The following is a 20,469-nucleotide window of genomic DNA, read 5'->3' on the forward strand; positions in this document are numbered from 1 at the left end:
TTTCTCGCAAAAGTTAATCATTTTTAAAATCAGCAAATATTAGCATATTGGAGTATTTCATCATGAGGCAGGAATTTCAAAAACCCGCATGGATGAATAATTGGAAAGTTTTTTTACTATTCTCAGTAATATCTTTTTCAATAGCATTTGGGGTGAGGTGCTTTGATCTTCCGAAATGGGATAATCCTAACTTCATGGTTAATGGTGAGTACATCATGGGTACTCATGATGCTTATTTTTGGCTTGCAGGGGCAAAGGGACTTGGAAGTGCTGCGGCGAATCCCATGTCGGTTATACTTCGTACTTTAGGTGGGATTCTGAATGTTCCGTTAGGGAATATTGCTTTTTGGCTACCTGCTTTCTTTGCGGGGCTTACTGCTGTTGCAGCTTTTGGATGGGGGATGCTTTTAGGAGGAAGATGGGTTGGTCTTGTCTCCGCTGTGTATTCAAGTCTGTTGCCCGCTTATTATTTCCGAACCAGATTGACTTACTATGATACAGACGTCGTAACGTTATTATTCCCTCTTTTGATTTCTTTATTATTGGCAGTATGGATAATCCCTTTTGTTTCAAAATCATGGAAATTTGTTGCGGGTGAAACTGAAAACAGTCCAACCATATATGATTATTCTTTACCAATTTTAGCGGGATTAGTCGCTTACTGGGGGTGTTTCTGGCATCAGGATATTAAAGCATTTTCTTTTACAGCCAATTTAACAGCAGTCTTTTTAGCATTAGTTCTTGCCCGCGGTAGGTCGAGAACAAACGCTTTCAGGGGAATATTTATTTATCTTCTAGTTGCTTATTTTGGAGTTTTGGGCGGACTATTTTCCATAGGTCTTATATATTTGTTTTTAAGCAGTAAATTTTTAAAATTAAAGAAATATGAGTCTGTAACAGCATATCTTGTTATTTTTGTACTTCTTCTTGTTGTAAGCGGAGCAGGAACGCAGTTATATAGTTTCATCGGGGAGAAGGCTTTCTCATACATGAAGCCTGTTTCAGAAAGCCTAGAAGTAAGCAATACTCCATCTTACCCCGGAATCGCTCAAAGTGTTATTGAAGCGCAAAATATTTCGGTTGATCGTTTTCTTCTCGATGTTGCAGGAAATTCTATAGTGGGCTGGATCGGTGCTTTTTCCCTAATTATTTGCTTGTGTATTCGGCCTACATTTTTGTTTTTAATACCTTTAGTCTTTGCAACATTGGCTGCACTGAAGCTCGGTGGAAGATTTGCTATGTTTGGAGGAGCTCCATTTGGAGCTGGCCTTGGTGTTGCAATAACTTACCTTCTGGAAAAATTTGTACATGAAAAAAAAATTAAACAAATGATTCCTGCATTAGTCAGTTTAACACTCATAGTGTATTTTGTGTCGATTAACCTTACTTTATATAAAACAGCGCCGGTGACTCCCATCATAACTCAGCAGCATGCTACTGCATTGATAGAATCCGGTAAAATAATGAAAAAAGGCAGTACTGTATGGACTTGGTGGGATTGGGGGTACGCAACGCGGTATTTCACGGGGCAGACTCCATTTGCAGACGGTGGGAATCATGCCGGTGAAGTTTTATATCCTCTGGCTTTTGCGTTTACGACGCCGTCACTTATGCAATCAAGTCAGTTTGTCCAATACTCGGCTTTTCATAAGAATTCCCCCGCAAATTATTGGAAAGACATGTCTGCAAAAAAAGTTAATGATATTTTGAAGTCACTTGGAACAAAGGTAACTTCTTTTAACGTAGACACAGATCAGTATTTTGTTGTTACATGGAAAGATGTAATGCTTTCGCGTTGGATTATGTATTACGGGGCATGGAATTTACAGACCTCATTAAGTAGTCACCCTACTTTATACACTCTAAGGAGAAAATTTTCAGTTAATTTTGATTCAGGTGTTCTCGCTATTGATGGGTCTGCTCCAATTTCGCTGCAGAGTTCTGATTTTATTGGGACTGCAGGGCGTGATATCCGCATGTACGAAAACGCAGGAATGCATTTAGTCTATAATAAAGATTTATCTCAGGGCATTCTCGTTGATGATGTTATCTATTCTAGCACCCTATTACAGCTGCTTATAGGAAATCCAAAATCTCCTGACATATTAAATAATTATAGTCTTATTTTTGAAGGGGCTCCCTACGTGAGGGTATATAAAGTCGTAAAGCATTAGTTTTTTGTTTCAAACACTTGCTTCTATGGAGAAATCCGTATAAAGTCACAAATGATTTTTAGTGAGATGTCGTTTTTATCTTTTTTAACTTTTAAACATGGAGATCTTTTTAATATGAAAAAGATTACAGTTTTATTTACAGCCTCATGCTGCTGGCTGCCTCCAGCGCATGGGCGATCAATGCTCAATTTCCTAAAGCATTGAATGGTACTTACACCTTGAATATTAATAACGAGCCTGATTTGACTGTTGCTGCTACTGCCAAAAGCAGAACCTTTACAGGTTTTACAGCTAACGGTACTCTTGGTGATGCAGAATTGATGTCTTTCAACTCTACTTTTATTCCTTTTAACTCTACTAACGCTAATTCCAAAATTTTCAGCATGCAGGTAAAAACTGCTGCAGCTGGAACTGCTGGAAACTCAACCATTTCAACTCGTTTTGGTTTTTTCAACTCAACCGCTGATGCGACTGGAACCGCTGTAATTGACCAGAATAATGGTACTGGTGCCGATGGTATTGGTAACGCAACTCTGTTCCGTGCAAATCAGGCTGTTTCTTCAGTAGCAACTGAAGAAGGTGCACAGATTAACGGTATTATCACTATGTTGGGTACCAACTCTTCACTGGCTAATGCTGCTGGTGATGATACTCAGAACGGTGGTAACACTTTGGAGCCTGTAAGATTTATTGCATCTGCTGGTACTAAAGTAATGGCTGGTATTTCCAACTCTACTCTTAGTGCAGTTTCCATTGCAAATGGTATCTCAGGCGGTGATAATCCTATTGGTACAACTTTCATGATGAGCTATGAAAATGGTACTGTTGTAGATGCTATTTTTGATGGTTCTACTTGGAGCTACTACTGCGTAGGTTATGACTACGGTACAGAACTCGAAACTTTCTACGGTTTCGGTCAGGTTAAACTGAACTCTGTTCCAGGTTCTACCTTGACTAACAATGCTCAGGCAAGAATCGTATACTACAACGATGATACTTCTCTTGAAAACGATCACACAGCTAAAGATTACATGTACAATGCAACTGCAATCGCGGCACCTGAAGGTACCTTGAAGATCGTTGGCGATGGCGCTGGCGGCCAGTACAACCTCTTTGATTACGCTGTTATTAACAAAGAGCGCAACCTGATTACCGGTGTAGTTACTAGTCTTGTAGACTCTGCTTCTAACACTAACAGACCAGCTCGTGCTTACGCAGTAATGGTTAAGAATGCTAAATCTATTGATGCAGCAGACCTTACTAATCGTGCATACAAAATGGTTTACTCCGGTTGGGGCTCAAATCATGGTTCCAACAACGCAACTCAGGGTATTATGGCCGCCTCATTTGATGAGAACCTGAATGTTCGTGGTGGACTTGTTTACAACTCTCCTGATGGTCGTGACCTTGCCGGCCCAGCTACATTTAACGAAGTTTCTGTCTCTTTGGACGGATACGCAGCAAGTGTAGCTGAAACTAATGATTTCAAATCATTGACTCAGTCTAACATGACTTTGACTGCTTCCAACACTGCAAAGCTTACAGGTAATTTCTACGGTAAGTTCTCTGCTGCTAAAGATTACGCAGTAGGTATCTATCAGCCTGCTGATGGTAATGAAGAGGTGAGCGGTTTTGGTATTGCTTTCCTCGTACCTGATACTGCTGTTGTTGCTCCAACTGCTGCAGCTGGTAAGGACTACCAGAGCAACGGTACTATCGTTACTGATACTACTAATTATACCCAGCGGTTTGTAAATAATAGCACTGATTACTCTGGTGATGACATCAGAGCTAGATGGACATCTATTCCTTCCAGCTTTGTTCCTGTAACTCCTGCTGTTGGTTTTAACTCAACTATAAGTGGCGTAAGTGAATTTGGTTTCAGTAAAAGCGATGGATCATTCTACCAGACTTTCCAGATCGAAATTACCGGTCTTGGTGGTAACGTGAAAGCTCTTTCTCTTTACAAACTGATGGGTGATAGCACTTCATCTACTAAGCTCGCATACGCTAGCTCAATAGCTGATGGTATCCGCAAAGATGGTTACTGGTGGATTTCTGATAATGCTAACGGTGGTTACAGAGCTCTTGATTCCGATCTTGAGCCCACTGAAAACTACTATGTTAACTATGTTTTGAAAGATAACGGACTCTACGATGCAATGGCTGGTGACGGTGCAGGTCAGTACCTTGACCCAGTTGTTCTTGGTTACGAAATTGAAGACTCTTCCAGTTCTTCTGGTTGTGTATTCAACCCAGCAGCAGGTTTCGGTCTTGAATGGCTGCTCCTGATGCTTGCTCCTCTCGTAGCTGTTGTTCGCAGCCGCTTCAAGAAATAGCATCGAACCTCGTCGTTAACGACTCTTACTAAAATTCTGGGCCACTCTTTGAGTGGCCCTTTTTTTTATTAAAGCAATGTTAAAGAGTTTTATTGCAACTTGTGCTGAAGTTTTAAGAAATTAATAGAGCAATTATCGCAGTAGTTAAAACGATAATACAACTCTGTAGTTGACAGTTCGTTCAGATTAACTTAACGATATGCACATAGAAAACAGGTCTAATTAAGAATTCAAACATGGGATATGTTGAGATTACGAATAAATGTCCTGCATTGTTTTATCTGGTATTAAATTGATGAAAATTATATCGATAGTTAATTTAAAAATCTTAGAGGTAAGCTAGATGATGGAAATTAAAGGTAGGCGAGTTGCTTTAGTTGGTGGTGCCGGGTTTATAGGCCATAACCTTGCTCTTGAGTTGAAGAAGCTTGGTGCTGAGGTTTGTGTTATTGACGGTCTTCAAGTGAATAACCTGCTTGCGTTTTCTTCCACAGAAGAAAGTATTGCTAACAGAAATCTTTATCTGTCCATTTTGAATGAAAGACAAGATTTGCTGAGAAAAGCCGGTATTCCTGTATATATACAAGATGCTCGTGACTACCATGGCTTATCGCATTTGATGTCTTCAGTTAAACCACAGACAGTAGTGCATTTGGCTGCTGTTTCTCATGCCAACAAGTCAAATAAAACTCCACACAGCACATTTGATCATAGTTTTCGAACTCTTGAAAATATGCTTGATATCTCCAGAAGTGAAGGCAGTGGCGTTGAACATTTCGTCTATTTTTCATCAAGCATGATTTATGGCAATTTCGAAGGTGGTTTTGTTACAGAAAAAACTCCTTGTGATCCTATAGGTATTTATGGTGCACTTAAGTTCGGTGGTGAAAAACTTGTAGTTGCATATAATCAGGTTTTTGATATGCCCTATACAATTATTCGCCCATCAGCACTCTATGGTGAACGTTGCGTTAGTCGCAGAGTCGGTCAAATCTTTATTGAGAATGCTCTCAAGGGTGTTGATATTACTCTTGCAGGAGATGGTTCAGATAAATTAGATTTTACCTATATTAAAGATATGGTTAACGGGATGGTTAAAGTGATCAGTAATGAAAATTCTTTCAACCAGACTTTCAACCTGACATATGGAGATTCAAGAACTCTTAATCAGATGGCGGAAATTATAAAGGGTGAATTTCCTGATGTAACAATCAAATATGTACCTAAAGACAGACTGATGCCTGACCGTGGAACTCTCTCAGTAGATAAAGCTAAAGAGCTAGTTGGATATGATCCTGAGTGGCCTCTTGAAAAAGGTTTTGTCGAATATATTAAATGGTACAAGAGCCTTCCTAGTAATTTGACTAAAGATGGCGTGATGCCTGTCACATACGGCTAAAAAGAAAGTTATAAAGTCTTTCCTCTTCAATATAATTTTGAAGAGGAGAGATTTTAATTATAAAATCAGGATAATAGGATCATAATCAAGTTAAAGGTTTTCTATTATGTTCAAGTTTTTTGCGCTCGTAACGAACAAAAAATATTGGATTCTACATAGTCTTATTATCAAAATTGTTTTGAGAATATGCGGAATTCAAGTCGGATCAAATTTTTATATTGAAGGTGTTCCAAGCCTAAAAATCCGCGGTAAAGCTTCAAATGTGATTATCGGTGATAATGTAAACATTCTTGGTGATATTGATCTTAGAAATCGAGAAAATGGAAAAATTATTTTTTGTAATAATGTTACAATTGAAGGATATTGCCGATTTGTCTCAGCGCGTGAAGGTACAATTAAGGTTGGTGAAGGGTCAATTGTAACGGCATATGCTTTAATTAATGGTGGAGAAGACTTAATTATAGGCAGGCAGTGTATCATTGGTCCTAGGGCAAGCATTAACGCTAATGAACATGTTTTTCGGCGCAATACTCCTGTCCGTAGTTCAGGCTTTGACCATGAACCCATTTATATAGAAGATGATTGCTGGCTGGCAGCTAATGTAACAGTCATGAAAGGTGTGACTCTTTCAAAAGGTTCAATTGTCGGCGCAGGTGCTGTTGTCACCAAAAGTACTGAGCCTTATTCTATTAATGTAGGCATCCCAGCTAAGAAAGTTTCTGAAAGGAAGTAAATAAATGAAATATTGTTCAAAATGTTTAATGCCGGATACTAAGCCGTATAGTGTTTTTGATGCAAATGGGGTTTGCAGCGCATGCAAAGTTCATGAAGAAGAGAAGCGGGCGGTTGATGGTATTGACTGGGATAGCCGTAAAAAAGAACTTGATGATCTTGTTACAACTATAAAAGCTAAAAAAGCTCCTTTTTTTGATGTATTGGTACCCGTCAGCGGCGGTAAGGATAGTATGACGCAGGTACACCGTATGCTTGAATATGATTTAAGAATTCTAGCTGTCAATGTCGACTACGGCATTAAGACTGAAATAGGTATTGAGAATCTTAATTGTATACCTGAGAATATGGGGGCATCATTACAAATTTTCCGTCCGGAACTCAAACTGCATAAAGAACTTATTCGCATAGGTTACGAAGATTTTGGTGATCCTGATCTACTGAGCCATACAATGCTTCACGGACATCCATTGCGCGTTGCTTTAGCCTACAACATCCCACTCGTTTTTCTTGGTGAAAACTCTGCTTTTGAGTATGGCGGTGATGATGATATTTCCGGCTTAACGCGGATGACTAGAGATTGGTTTTCTAAGTATGCAGCTAACAGTGGGCATGATGCTTCTTTTGTTTCAAAAAAATATAATATTCCCATGAATAAGCTGGTAAATTATGATTTTCCTGATGAAATAGAACAGTCTGATATCATAACAGCATTCTCAAGTTATTATTTTTACTGGGATTCTGAGACTCATTTGGAGATTGCCAAGCAGTACGGCTTTAAAGAACTGGATGAGCCTAGGGAAGGAACTTACCGCACTTACGTCGGTATTGACGAAAAAATTAATAGAATCCATCAGTATTTTAAAGTGTTGAAGTTCGGATATGGAAGGGCAACAGATCATGTTTGTGAAGATATCCGTAACGGATCGATGAGTCGTGAAAAGGCTAAAGAATTGGTGCGAAAGTATGATCTTGAACCTTTATCAGACGAATATATCGATGATTTTTGTAGGTTTATCAATATTACGCGTGAAAGATTTTTTGAAGTAGTTGAACAGTATCGTAATACAGATATATGGAAAAAAGATGATTCTAATAATTGGTTCATTCCAGGTCATTTAGAAGATTAGATCAATATCAGTAGTGTCCTGAAAAGTATTAAATAGCTTAAGTAAACGAGAAGACTGGGAAATTATATGTGTGGAATTGCAGGTTTTTTTGCCACTAGTACAGACTCCAGCATCAGTCAGGATGAAATTAGAAAAATGACTTATGCAATCAGACACCGCGGACCTGATGATTCAGGGTGCTTGCTGATTGATAAGAAAACCGGTGAAACCATTCTTTTTCATGATGATGAAGTCGGGCCGGGACCCGGGTACGGGCAAGTTGCATTTGGCCACAGACGACTGAGTATTCTTGATTTGTCTGTGCGCGGTCAACAACCCATGGGGCATCATGAAACAGGTGTTTGGCTCACATTTAATGGTGAAGTCTATAACTATGTTGAGCTATCGAAGGAACTTGAGAGTCTTGGACATCATTTTGAAACTACAACTGATACTGAAGTTGTAGTAAAAGCTTACGTTGAGTGGGGCGAGGATTGCTTTCGTCGCTTTAACGGGATGTGGGCTTTAGCTCTGTATGACCCTCGCAGTGATAAACTGATCCTTTCCCGAGATCGCTTTGGTAAGAAGCCACTTTACTATTACAATTCTGGTAAGCACATTCTTTTTTCTTCTGAAATTAAGTCATTACTGACCCACTCAGGAACACCAAAAGAAGTTAACGAAAGCAAACTTGTCGATTACGCCGGAAGGCATTATCGCTATGTTGATGATAATTCGGAATCATTTTTCAAAAATATTAATCAGGTTCCTAAAGGGCATATACTCACTGTGACAGGACAGGGGCGGAGCGAGCTGAAAAAGTATTGGGATATAAACTATGAGCCTGACTTTTCAGCTAAGCATTCTGAGCAAGACATAGTTGCCATGTTTAGGAATCTTCTTGAAGATGCTGTACGTATTCGTCTGCGCAGTGACGTTCCTGTAGGGTGTATGTTAAGCGGCGGAATGGACTCGACCTCCATTACATGTATGGCAGCTGAACATTCAACAAATATGCATACTTTTTCAGGGGTCACAGGTAGCGGGTGCTATGATGAGTCTGAGTATATTAATCTTGTAGCTGAAAAAGCTAACAGTAAGCATAAATATATTTATCCTGATCCGGGTGAAATGTTCAGTACCCTTAAAGAAATGATGAGCTTTCACGATGAACCAATCTGTACTGTTACCTGGTACTGCACTTATGTAATTATTCGTGAAATTGCAAAAGAAGGAATACCAGTTATACTTACAGGTCATGGCGGTGATGAGTTGCTTGCCGGATATTGGGACCACTATCATTATAATTTTGATGATATCCGATCTGAAGGAAAAGATGATTCGTATGAAATGAAAGCATGGCTAGACAATCATAACCGTGATCCCAATGAATGTGTTCGTGAGAAAAAATTTATTGAGTCTCTAAAGGCTAATCGAAGAATTGCCCTTGATAAATTCTCTCAATATACCAGTTGCTTGTCCAAAAAAATTACTGGTGATGTTGAAAAGAAAATTGAGTGTCCAGAGTTTGGCGGAGAGCTTACTAAAAGACTTTATTTAGAGATGTTTAACGAGACTATTCCGGCCAGCCTAAGAGCTGAAGATAGAAATATGATGGCTTTTTCAATTGAAAATAGAGTCCCGTTTCTTGATTATCGCTTAGCCGATCTGTGTTTTAACTTGGGCAATGAATACAAAATAAGAAATGGTCTTGGAAAGTGGCTTTTACGTGAGGCTATGAAAGGTATTTTACCGGAGAAGGTTAGAACTCGTAAAGATAAAGCCGGTTTTATTGCTCCTTTTGATAATTGGATTCGCAATGAGAATCGTGAGCAGATGGAAGAGCTAATAAATGCCAGCTCATATGTGAATGAAGATATATATGATCATAAAAGTTTAAGATCTCTCTACGATAGACATCTGTCAGGGGAAGATCATTACATGTTCTTTTGGCAGTATATTAACTTAAATATTTGGTATGATGAGTTTTGGAAATAGCAGCTTTGTATAGTTTGAGTCTTTGAACCTGAAACAAATTTATTTATGTAATATAGAGTAGATGTTTCACTTCTAACTACACACGGCAAATTAAGATATATAAATACTTTTTAGGAGAAATTATGAGCAACAAAAGTGTAAATAAGCAAGGCGAAGAACGTTATGAAAATGTTTTCGGGGATACTTTTGCTATGTATACTCGGAAAGAGATGGAAGAGTTCATAGAGCCTTTTAGAGTTCGTTTTGATAGAAATGGATTAGATGCTAGAAAAATATTTGCAGGGAAGAAGTGTTTTGACGCAGGTTGTGGGAATGGCAGAGGGTCATTATTCATGCTGATGAACGGTGCGGCACATGTTACCTCCTATGATTTCAGTAAAAAGAATATTCAAAGTACTAGAAATTTTTTAAAAGAATTTGGATATTCCGATTTTGACACAATGCAGGGTAGCCTTGAAAATATTCCGTTTGATGATCAGGAGTTCGATTTTGTATGGTGTAATGGTGTTATTATGCACACAGAGCACCCAAATGAATGTTTGAAAGAGATTTCCCGTATTTTGAAAACAGGTGGTAATTCTTGGCTATATATTTATGGTTCGGGCGGAGTATACTGGAATATAATTTATCATTTTCGTAAGCTACTCGAAGATATATCGATTGAGCAATGTATCGCAGCACTAAAGTTAATGAGATATGAAACTAGGTATATAGCTGAATTTATAGATGATTGGTATGCTACATTCTTGCGTACGTATACAGACAAGGATTTGAGCGCAAGATTAAAGGCTTTAGGATTTGAAGATCCCGAGTTGCTTAAATACGGAATGGACTATGATACAAGTCATCGTAGAAATACATATCTTACTAATATTGAGAAGGATTATGTCGGCGAAGGTGATTTGCGATACTTGCTGTCTAAAAAAGAGCACTCAGTCTCTGAAGGAAGTCCTCTTCGTGAGTCTGAGTATGGTTCAGATTTTAAATATCCGGACACTGTGACCAATGTAATCTCACCATGCTTTGAAAAAATTCAATCTCTTGAGCTAAGTGCCCTTGCAAGAGTTGCACTTGCTGCACATATTCAGAGGGAGCTAAGACTCTTGCTTGATGCACAAAAGAATTTTGAAATTAAAGAAGTTTTGACTTTGATAGAGTCTTTAATTGTACAGGCCGATATTATCAAAGATCTTTAATTCATATTAGGTAACTATTTTTTTAATTAATTTATAGTTAAGTTTTAAATTGAGTACATATTAAAAAAGGGCAACCGTGATGTTAAAATCATTCCGTTTAGACGGCTGCTCTTTTTTTTCTAGCTGTAAATACATTAAGGAATTGTATGAATTTTAAAATTAAAAGTGAGCCAAGACTTTTTTCCCCCGTTGATGGTCTGAAAATTAAGGATTATGGGGAAATAATCTTCTCAAATGATGAACAGATCACATTAAAATCAGAAGAAGGTAAAAGTCATGATGTTACTCGTAAGGAGTGGGGCTGGTATCTTTCAAATTCAGTAAATGCCAGCCTGAAAAAGCAAGGTTATAAGACAGCTGTAGTCATGAGTCTAATCGCTGGTGAGCCAAGGATTTTTGTAAATGTTGTTGAAAAAGATAAGTTAGATATATTTTATAAATATTTGGAAGAGAATGAGACAAAGATTATTTGTTGGCTCGATGAATGGGCTAACACTGCTTAATATAAGCGCTTTGAATCGTGCTGAGCTGTCATGTGTCATACTTATGTAGAAATATAGTCAAGCTATAGTTCGATTCATTATATAAAATTCGAGAATTTTTTTAGAGAGTTATGAGCAATAAACCGACAATTCTTTTTTTAAGTCGTATGAGGCTTGATTCATTTTATATTGATATAATAAATGGTCTCAAAGACTTTGCTAATATTCTTGTGTTGCGTGAAGAATGTAGTACAGAAAAATTTTATCATATGGATGGAGTGGTAGTCGAAGATGACTATAGTAAGAAAGAGTTGTTTGAACTTGTTGATTCTCTAGACGATTCTAAATTGTCTGAACTCCCTGAAATAGAAAAAAAACTCGGTTTAAATAGTCATGCTGTAAATATCAACTATATGCTTTATGAGGTCTTCACCAGCCGCTACTCAAGTTCATTAAGCAATAGGCATAACAACGCAAATGTCGAACGTCTCTTTTATATTAGGTACAAGCAGCTTGATAATCTAATTGAAAAATACCATATCGATTACTGCTTTTTTGAAGTTGTTGATCTAGTTTCCTGTTTTATAATTGAGGCGATGACTAGGAAGGGGTTAGTTAAACAGTTTTTTGTTCAAGCGCTGGCTTCGGCAGGAGCTGAATTACGTGCAAGGCTTACTTCAGGACTAAATGCAAGAAGCCCTTGGCTGGAACATGTTTACAGGGAGCAGGACATTTCGCTTCAATCCTATGATTGGGCTCAAAGCAAGATTGCGGAAGCGACTATGCGTGATATGGCCAGTTCATATGATAAGGTTCTAAGAAGTAATTGCCATATAATTCCGCGCTATAATATCAAACAACTTTGCAGCAAATTTGAAAGTTTTTTTGATCCGGCAGCTATACGTTCAGCCTTGATAAAGATAAAAAATAGATACTTAAGTACAAAATATTTTTCTGATGAAATTGGTGATAAAAAAAATATTTCTGTTTTTCTTCAGGTTGTTCCAGAAGCAGGACTTATGTCTGAGCTGCCCGAATATGCTCATCAGGAAATTTTGATTGAGCAAATGGCTATATATGCTAAATATGGTTATAATATTTTAGTGAAAGAGCATCCTGTAGGGTTTGGGAACAATCCAGCTAGTATGTATAAGGAATTGAGCCTGCACCCTAATGTAACAATTCTCCCTCCGACGTATCCTACCCGTGAGATACTACTTCAAAGTAAAGCCGTAGTTGTCGCGACAGGGACAACTGTCGGACTCGAAGCCTTGATGCTTGGAGTGCCTCTGGTCACCGTTGGTAAACCTTACTTTGATATATGCAAGAATGTTTTTAACATTGAACGGCCCAAAGATATTTGGGATATTATAGATGATATTGAATTTGACAAAGAAGATCAGCTTCGTTTCTTTGCTGCTCTCTATGAAGCTACGTATGCTTATCCCCAGTATGTTTCAGATAGACATTTTGAAGAAGGCAAGGATGCTGCTCCAGTAATAAGTGAGGCTTTACGAAAAGAAATAAGCTTATATGAAAGTGGAGTGTTGCCTTGTCCTGCAAATATATAATACGTCCGTACCGTAATAAATACTTTGCATATATTGCCAGAAATTTAGTCCACAGGCTTTGTGCCCGATCTTTTTTTGAAGGCTTTATGGGAAAGCAAGTTAACCCTTTTGGTGAAGCTGCTTATGGCTTAACATTCGACTTTGATTTTGAAAAAGATATTGATGCTTTTCCAGTACTTCTGGATTTACTTAAAAAATATGAAATACAGGCTGGGCTGGCTGTAATCGGAAAATTTGTTGAAAAGTATCCTGATATTCATATGAGAGCCATTGATGAAGGGCACGAGCTGATCAACCATTCTTATACCCATCCAGACAATCCTCATTGGGCTCCGGACAGGTTTTTTAATAAGCTGTCTTATGGTGAACAGAAGGTCGAGATAGAAAAGGCCCATGAAGCTTGCTGGAAAACTTTAAAGTATGAATGTGTTGGTTTCAGAACCCCGCATTATGGCAATCTACATACGGAGAGTGTTTATCAAATCTTATCAGGACTTGGGTACAAATATAGCAGTTCTACGGCAGCGTGCGGTTATAAAGGGTACGCTGCTCCATCAATGCATTCACATGGAATAATGGAGATTCCCACAGGATGCAGCGTAAATTTTCCTTTAGCTATTTTTGATTCTTGGAACATGCTCAGAAAGGAAAAGCCATTTTTAGGTGATGATGACCTTTTTGTGGAAGAATTCTGTAAAACGATACAATTAGTTAAAAAATATAATTTATTTTTGACCCACTATTTTGATCCATATGATGTTGTTGAAAATAATAAGATGGAAAGAATGCTTAAGTGTTTACACGGGTTAAAAACTGTTTTGTATAAAGATGTTGTATAATTCTGTTACAATTATTTTAAAAAATATTTTGGAAACCAAATGTCAATAAAGTTCGAATATAAACATACTCCGTATATCGATTGGGATTCTTGGAATAAAGCACATGAAGATATGGTCCCATTTACTCAATCTAAGAATTTTGCAGAAATGTGTTCATGTAATGACGGTGGTCAGCCCTTTTTTTTAAGAATTTTTTTTAAAGGCAAACTTCTTGGGCAAGCATTATTAATTAAAAAATATTTTTTTGATCGCCTTAAAGGAAAAAAGAAAATACCTTTTCCATATTTCGAATGTCTCCAAGGTCCTATCTTTTCACAAGAAGTAAGTGCTGAAATAATTTTTAAGACTTATCAATTTTTATCTAAAATTGCCTTAAAAAATTGGGCGACACATATTCGAATTATCCCCAATTATTATTCAGATAGATTTTCGACCAATGCTTTTAGTAAGGCTGGCTACACGATTCAGGACTGGGCTACCTATGTGCTGAATATGAATAAAGATCATGAAAATCTTTTTAGTTTGATTCCAAGAAAGACAAGAAACAAAATTCGTAAAGCTGAAAAAAATGATGTTATAGTTAAAAAAGTATGTTCTTGGGACGAATTTAAAGATGAGTATATTCCAACCATGGTCAGAATTAAAGGTTTTCCCGAGTATGCTCCATATTGGGATTTTCGGTCCGAGTGGGCAAATAATCGCCATTACTATTTAGCACGCAAAGATTCAGACTATATTGCATGTTTAGGTGTTCAGGTTTTTAACAATGTTGCTTACGTATTTGGCTATGGGATCTCTGACGATGCAGTTATAAAAGGAATTCCTGCTCAAGATTTACTCCATTGGCACGGAATACGTGGTGCACATGAATTTGGAGCTGATTTCATAGATTTTACAGGCGTTAATCCAAATCCTGTTTTGCCAAAGGAAAAGGGGATCTTTTCATTTAAAAAGAAATGGGGAGGAGATATGGTGTGCTACCCAATTGCAACTAAAAATTTTATTCCAGCTAAAAAGACGTTAACTATCCTTTTTAATTTTTTATATAATAAACTAAAATAGTTACCGTTCTTTCAATGTAGCACAAACAACAGCTCTTAGTCTAACATCAACAATTTGTTAAAGAGGTGGAAATGACCAGAATTCCATTAATAAGACCTTATATTTCTTATAGTGATGTAGAATCTGATTTTAAAGATATTTTTGAATCAGGCTGGTTTACTAAAGGTAAATTTGTTTCTGAATTTAAGCATCAGATAGCAGAATACACTTCTTCCAAGTATGCTTGTACTACAACCTCAGCAACAACGGCTCTGTATGCCTGTTTAAGAGTTTTAAACATCGGGGTAGGGGATGAAGTTATAGTCTCTGATTTATCTTTCCCGGCTACAGCTAATGTTGTTGAAGAAGTTGGCGCTGTTCCTATTTTTGCGGATGTATCATTAGATACATTTAATATGCTTCCAGAGGAGTTGGAAACAAAAATTAATTCTAAAACAAAAGCTGTAATTTTTGTTGATGCATTCGGGAACCTTTCCGGAATTGATAAGATTAAGTCAATATGTAGATCACACTCTATTCCGCTGATTGAAGATGCCGCCTGTGCGATTGGCAGCTCCCTAGATGATATTAAAAGTGGAAATATTTCTGATTTAACATGCTTTAGTTTTCACCCCCGCAAACTTCTGACGTGCGGAGAAGGTGGAGCAATTACGACCAATAACACGGAATACGCCCAGAGAATTGAAGTTCTTCTTAATCATGGGGCTCAAGTAATAGATGGGAAATTTGATTTTATTGAAGCAGGTTACAACTTCAGAATGACTGAAATGCAAGCCGCGATGGGAATCTCCCAGCTTAAAAGACTGGATGCTATAGTTGAATCACGTAACACAACAAAGCAGGAGTACTCTAAACTGTTAGAACCGCTAGAGTTTACTCCACAAAGGTCAGATATAAACACAATACATAATGTTCAATCTTTAGTTTACAGAGTTCCAGAAGGTGTATCTAGAGATAAACTGATTCATAAGTTAGCAGAGCATAATATTGAGACAACTCTCGGCACGTACTGTCTTAGCGGATTAACATATTATGCTAAGAAATATGGAAATATTAATCCAAATGCTCAAAAACTCCAAAATACGACAATTACTTTACCGTGCTTCGAAGGAGTCGATGTTGATAGGGTGATAAAAACGATTACCAAAATATTATAGATATAGGTAAAAATGCAAATTTCAAATGCTCTCTTTATAGGATCAAAACAGCTAGGCTTAAATATTTTTAAGTGTTTGCAGGTTAGCAGCCCTAATATTAAATGGTCAGTTATCCATCCAGATGACTCAATGGATAAAAGAAACAGCCTTAAAGATTTTAAGGCCTATGCGGAAATCAATGAAATACCCTTTATAATTACAAAAACAAATAGGGAATTCGAAAACTCTTTTTTATCGATAACTCCGCAGATTGTATTTGTATGTGGATGGTATCAAATATTTCGAAAAGATATGTTGGACTTAGCTCCGTTTGGATTTTGGGGTATTCATAACTCTTTACTTCCCAAATATCGAGGGGGCTCACCTTTAGTTTGGTCTATAATCCAAGGTGACAATGAAATTGGAGCATCTATTTTTGAAATAGCAGAAGGTATGGATGAAGGCAAAATACTCCATCAGGTCTCAATCCCTTTTTGTGAGGATGACTGCATTGCTGATGCCCTTAATAAAATTGAGACAAAGCTAATCAAAGAACTTCCTGAAAAATGGATTTCTTTAATAAAGGGTACGGCGGTCTTTTCTTTTCAGAATCATGAAAAAGCAACATACTGCGCTCAACGTATCGCTGAAGATGGAATGATTAACTGGAACCAGCAAGCTGAAACTATACATAATTTTATAAGAGCGCAGTCAAAACCTTATCCTGGTGCTTTTTCTTATTTAAATGGTAAAAAAATAACCATTTGGAGAAGCAGGGTTGTGTCTCACAGAGCATTGGGAACTCCCGGTCAAGTATATAGGAGACTAGATAGTTCTGTTTGGGTATCCTGTAAGAATGGCTCCATCTTAGAAATTATTGAAACGGATTTGTGTGGAAAAAAAATTCTACCGAATGAAGCTTTTACATCTATAAACAATAGACTTTTTACCGCACATTATAATTTATTTAATGAGTAATGTATGAAATACGATATAGGACTAGTAGGCTCTCTTTGCAGTTGTGATATTGTTACTGCCGTAAAACTTCAGAATGCTGGGTTGAAAACGGTTGTATTAAGTAAAGGTCGTGTCAGTCGTTCTGCCAACATCCAAAGTATACCTGCTTCAATCCAAAAAAATTTAGATAAAATTGATATTATAAATTTTAATCCTGGTGTGGATTTTTATAAAAAAGCTAAATGCTGCCGTTTAATATTAAGTTTTTCGGGCTCGATACTTGGTGGACTGCGTGAATGTTATCCATTAAAATTTTTGCCCGATTTTCCCCCTATAGTAAATATTGCAACAGGATCGGATGTAACAGAATTTATTAATGAGCAAAGTTTTGCTGCCAGAATTTATAGAAACCTTTTAAAAACTTCTCCTATGAACTGGATGGTTGAATATCCTTTGGCATTAAAATTTATACAAAAATATGATATTCCAAATACTTACTTTATGCCTTTTCCTGGAATTGCCCATGACTATTTTACCCCTCTTCCAACGACGAAGAAAGTGAGAATTTTAAATCCATCCAGAATTGATTGGAAACTAAATGATCCAGGAGAATGGCGCGCTTCTTCTAATGGTAACGATCGATTTATTAGAGCTTTCGCAAGGGCTCTCGATGCGGGACTTGATGCTGAGGCGACACTCATTTTCAGGGGACCGGATAAAGTTGAAGCAAAGAAACTTGTTTCCAGCCTTGGAATTGATGATGCCATAATTTGGAAAGATGAACTCTCAAGAGATCAACTACTAAATGAAATAAGAGAGCATCACGTTGTTGCGGATCAATTTGATCTCGGTGGTTTTGGAGGAATAACGATTGAATCAATGTCTATAGGACGTCCTGTACTTATTTATCTTAATCAAGTCTCTTCCAGCATTATGTTCAGAGGGGATGGACCGCCTGTTCTTAATTGCCATTCTGAAGATGAAATTTTCAGCCAGCTGATGCTATTAAAAGATAGAAGTACTATAAATGACATATCTATCCAGTCTCAATCATGGATAATGAAATATTATTCAGGGACTGAATCTTTAGCTGAGTTTATTTACCACTATTATAGGCTGACCGGGCATTGTGTTCAGGACTACGGTTGGAACCATTATTCTACCAAATAATTCCATATCTTTTATAATAGAAAAACATGTATAATAAAATAGCAATAACCTTCGATATAGACTGGGCTCCTGATTGGTGCATAATGCAATGCATAGATATCTGTATAAAATATAATATGCCTGCAACCTTTTTTGCGACTCATAAAACAGATATCTTACTTGATATTCAGACAAATCCACTTTTTGAGCTTGGTATTCATCCTAATTTTCTGCATGGGTCGACTCACGGAGATAGCCCTATTAAAATTATGGAGCATTGTTTAGATATAGTTCCGAAAGCGAAATCTATGCGGACACATGCCCTTGTTCAGTCCACCCATTTATTTTTGGATATTGCAAAGAAATTACCACAGATAGAAACCGATGTTTCACTTTTTATGTATGCTCATAAAGGGCTTGTGCCTACATGGCTTCATCTCGGTGAGAGTCGCAAAATAGCCAGAATTCCATATTTTTGGGAAGACGATTTATATTCATGGAGCCCCGCTCCCGATTGGAATTATTTAAATATGGATGGCGGTGGTCTAAAAATTTATAATTTTCATCCTGTATTGGTATCACTCAATACTAATACTTTAGATGGGTATTGCGCTTTGAAGGAGTCCCTTAACGGGACCAGTTTACGCGAGTGTTCACGAGAAGATTTTTCACAATTTGTAAATCCATGTTTAGGAACTAAGACATTTTTAAAAAATATTTGTGAGAAATCTTCACTAGAAACATGTGTACAAATTTCTCAAATAACGGCTGAATTTAATGAAAATAGCAATAATTGGAAGAACTAGAACGCTTTTAGATACAGCGCGCCTGCTTCATAAAGAAGGGGTTGAAATACCTCTGATATGGACCTATCGCGATGAATCCCATTACGGGGCATCCATATCTGATTTTGAAAATTTAGCGAAAGAGCTAAAAGCAGATTTTTATACTGAATTCAATATATGTTCTCCCAAAAACATTGAGAGAATAAGAAGATATGGCTGCGAACTAGCTATCTCAATAAATTGGATCAGCATTATTAATAAGGATTTAATTGATGTATTCCCTAATGGTATACTCAATGCTCATATGGGTGATTTACCGAGATACAAAGGTAATGCTGTTCCCAATTGGGCGATATTAAATCAAGAGGATCAAGTTGGACTTTGTATCCACCAGATGACGCCTGAGCTAGATTCAGGTCCGATTGTAAAAAAAGATTTTTTCAAACTGACTGACAATACATATATTAGCGAAGTCTATGACTGGTTTCATAAAATGTCTCCAAGATTATTTCTCGACAGTGTAAAAGCTTTCAAGATAGGTAATGCTAATAATTATAAGCAATCCTCTGCCACACGGCAGCTAAGATGCTTCCCTAGAAGACCTGAGGACAGTCGGATTGATTGGAATCAATCAGTGGATGCAATTCATAGGCTCATCAGAGCTTCTTCGAAACCTTTTTCGGGAGCCTTTAGTTTTTTAGAAGGTCAGCAAAAAATAACTATATGGAAAGCGACGCCTTATAAATATAATGGAGATTTTTCTGCAGTTCCCGGTCAGGTGTGCTTTTCTATAAATAATAATCCTGTAATAGCATGTAAAGGTGGAATGTTAATGCTTCAGGATGTTTCCGTCGATGGAACAGAGGATCATGTTACAAGCTCCTCTCTTATTTTAAAAAGTTTACGCAATAGGCTAATTTAAATGAAAAAAAATAAATATTTCCAGCATGAAACGGCTGATGTAGACGTAACTGCTGAGATAGGCGATGGCACATATATTTGGCAAAACGTACAAGTCCGTAAAGATGCCCAAATTGGATCTGAATGCATTGTTGGTAAAGGCGCATTTGTTGATTTTGGCGCAGTTGTCGGTAATCGCGTAAAAATTCAAAACTATGCGAATATCTTCAGAGGCGTAACGATTGAAGACGGCGTAATGGTTGGTCCATCAGTATGCTTTACAAATGATATGTTTCCAAGAGCTGTGAATGTAGAGGGCGAACTCTTAGATTACCGTGATTGGGAATGTTTTGAAACTAGAGTTAAAACAGGTGCAGGTCTTGGAGCAGGATCAATTATTGTATGTAATAATACTATAGGAAAATGGGCAATTGTCGGATCTGGAAGTGTTGTAACAAGAGATGTACCAGATTACGCTCTTGTTTATGGCAATCCTGCACGTGTCAGAGGTTTTGTCTGTCCGTGCGGAACTAAACTTCCTGAGAGAAGTAATCTTTTTATCAAAGAGAAGGTTACCTGCCCTGAATGTAATATGGAGATAACTCTTCCAGCCTGCCCGGATATTAAATAAAAAAAGGATA

The 20,469-nt window shown here is 37.4% G+C and carries 17 protein-coding genes; all 17 read left to right on the forward strand.

Features of this window, described 5'->3' with window-relative positions; genetic code table 11:
* Positions 1–62: 62 nt before the first annotated feature.
* Complete coding sequence (locus tag H589_RS0103535) at positions 63–2,174, forward strand: STT3 domain-containing protein (protein WP_027720758.1); 2,112 nt, start codon at positions 63–65, stop codon at positions 2,172–2,174.
* A gap of 146 nt (positions 2,175–2,320) precedes the next feature.
* Positions 2,321–4,513 carry an autotransporter outer membrane beta-barrel domain-containing protein gene (locus H589_RS0103540; protein ID WP_027720759.1) on the forward strand — a complete coding sequence of 731 codons (2,193 nt, stop codon included), beginning with the start codon at positions 2,321–2,323 and terminating at the stop codon, positions 4,511–4,513.
* Between the two features lie 343 nt (positions 4,514–4,856).
* Positions 4,857–5,912, forward strand: a complete 1,056-nt coding sequence (locus tag H589_RS19050) for an NAD-dependent epimerase/dehydratase family protein (RefSeq protein WP_051249603.1) — start codon at positions 4,857–4,859, stop codon at positions 5,910–5,912.
* Positions 5,913–6,018: 106 nt separating this feature from the next.
* Positions 6,019–6,645: an acyltransferase gene (locus H589_RS20260; RefSeq protein WP_051249604.1), complete on the forward strand. Its 627-nt coding sequence runs from the start codon at positions 6,019–6,021 to the stop codon at positions 6,643–6,645.
* A 4-nt stretch (positions 6,646–6,649) separates the two neighbouring features.
* Entirely contained in the window at positions 6,650–7,774 is a 1,125-nt protein-coding gene (locus tag H589_RS0103555) for an N-acetyl sugar amidotransferase (RefSeq protein WP_027720760.1), read from the forward strand.
* A 66-nt stretch (positions 7,775–7,840) separates the two neighbouring features.
* Positions 7,841–9,751, forward strand: a complete 1,911-nt coding sequence (gene asnB, locus H589_RS0103560) for an asparagine synthase (glutamine-hydrolyzing) (protein ID WP_027720761.1) — start codon at positions 7,841–7,843, stop codon at positions 9,749–9,751.
* A gap of 122 nt (positions 9,752–9,873) precedes the next feature.
* Entirely contained in the window at positions 9,874–10,947 is a 1,074-nt protein-coding gene (locus tag H589_RS0103565; protein ID WP_027720762.1) for a class I SAM-dependent methyltransferase, read from the forward strand.
* Positions 10,948–11,093: 146 nt separating this feature from the next.
* Positions 11,094–11,450: a hypothetical protein gene (locus H589_RS0103570; protein ID WP_027720763.1), complete on the forward strand. Its 357-nt coding sequence runs from the start codon at positions 11,094–11,096 to the stop codon at positions 11,448–11,450.
* Positions 11,451–11,560: 110 nt separating this feature from the next.
* The gene (locus H589_RS0103575) at positions 11,561–13,000 is read left to right on the forward strand and encodes a capsular polysaccharide export protein, LipB/KpsS family (protein WP_027720764.1); all 1,440 of its coding nucleotides are present in this window, start codon (positions 11,561–11,563) and stop codon (positions 12,998–13,000) included.
* 86 nt (positions 13,001–13,086) lie between these two features.
* Positions 13,087–13,839, forward strand: coding sequence for a polysaccharide deacetylase family protein (locus H589_RS0103580; protein WP_245577032.1), 753 nt, complete (start codon positions 13,087–13,089; stop codon positions 13,837–13,839).
* A gap of 39 nt (positions 13,840–13,878) precedes the next feature.
* Positions 13,879–14,901: a hypothetical protein gene (locus H589_RS0103585; protein WP_027720766.1), complete on the forward strand. Its 1,023-nt coding sequence runs from the start codon at positions 13,879–13,881 to the stop codon at positions 14,899–14,901.
* 71 nt (positions 14,902–14,972) lie between these two features.
* The gene (locus H589_RS0103590) at positions 14,973–16,058 is read left to right on the forward strand and encodes a DegT/DnrJ/EryC1/StrS family aminotransferase (RefSeq protein ID WP_027720767.1); all 1,086 of its coding nucleotides are present in this window, start codon (positions 14,973–14,975) and stop codon (positions 16,056–16,058) included.
* Positions 16,059–16,070: 12 nt separating this feature from the next.
* A complete protein-coding gene (locus H589_RS0103595; protein ID WP_027720768.1) occupies positions 16,071–17,015 on the forward strand; it encodes a methionyl-tRNA formyltransferase in 945 nt (314 codons plus the stop codon).
* Positions 17,016–17,018: 3 nt separating this feature from the next.
* A complete protein-coding gene (locus tag H589_RS0103600) occupies positions 17,019–18,164 on the forward strand; it encodes a glycosyltransferase family protein (protein WP_027720769.1) in 1,146 nt (381 codons plus the stop codon).
* A 26-nt stretch (positions 18,165–18,190) separates the two neighbouring features.
* Positions 18,191–18,949 (forward strand): polysaccharide deacetylase WbmS family protein, encoded by a 759-nt coding sequence (locus H589_RS0103605; RefSeq protein WP_027720770.1) that lies wholly within the window; start codon positions 18,191–18,193, stop codon positions 18,947–18,949.
* Positions 18,921–19,850 carry a methionyl-tRNA formyltransferase gene (locus H589_RS0103610; RefSeq protein ID WP_027720771.1) on the forward strand — a complete coding sequence of 310 codons (930 nt, stop codon included), beginning with the start codon at positions 18,921–18,923 and terminating at the stop codon, positions 19,848–19,850. The genes H589_RS0103605 and H589_RS0103610 overlap by 29 nt, the downstream gene beginning before the upstream one ends.
* A complete protein-coding gene (locus tag H589_RS19060; protein ID WP_035074765.1) occupies positions 19,851–20,459 on the forward strand; it encodes an acyltransferase in 609 nt (202 codons plus the stop codon).
* The last annotated feature ends 10 nt before the right edge of the window (positions 20,460–20,469 follow it).

This window comes from Maridesulfovibrio zosterae DSM 11974 (assembly GCF_000425265.1).
Lineage (GTDB): Bacteria > Desulfobacterota > Desulfovibrionia > Desulfovibrionales > Desulfovibrionaceae > Maridesulfovibrio > Maridesulfovibrio zosterae.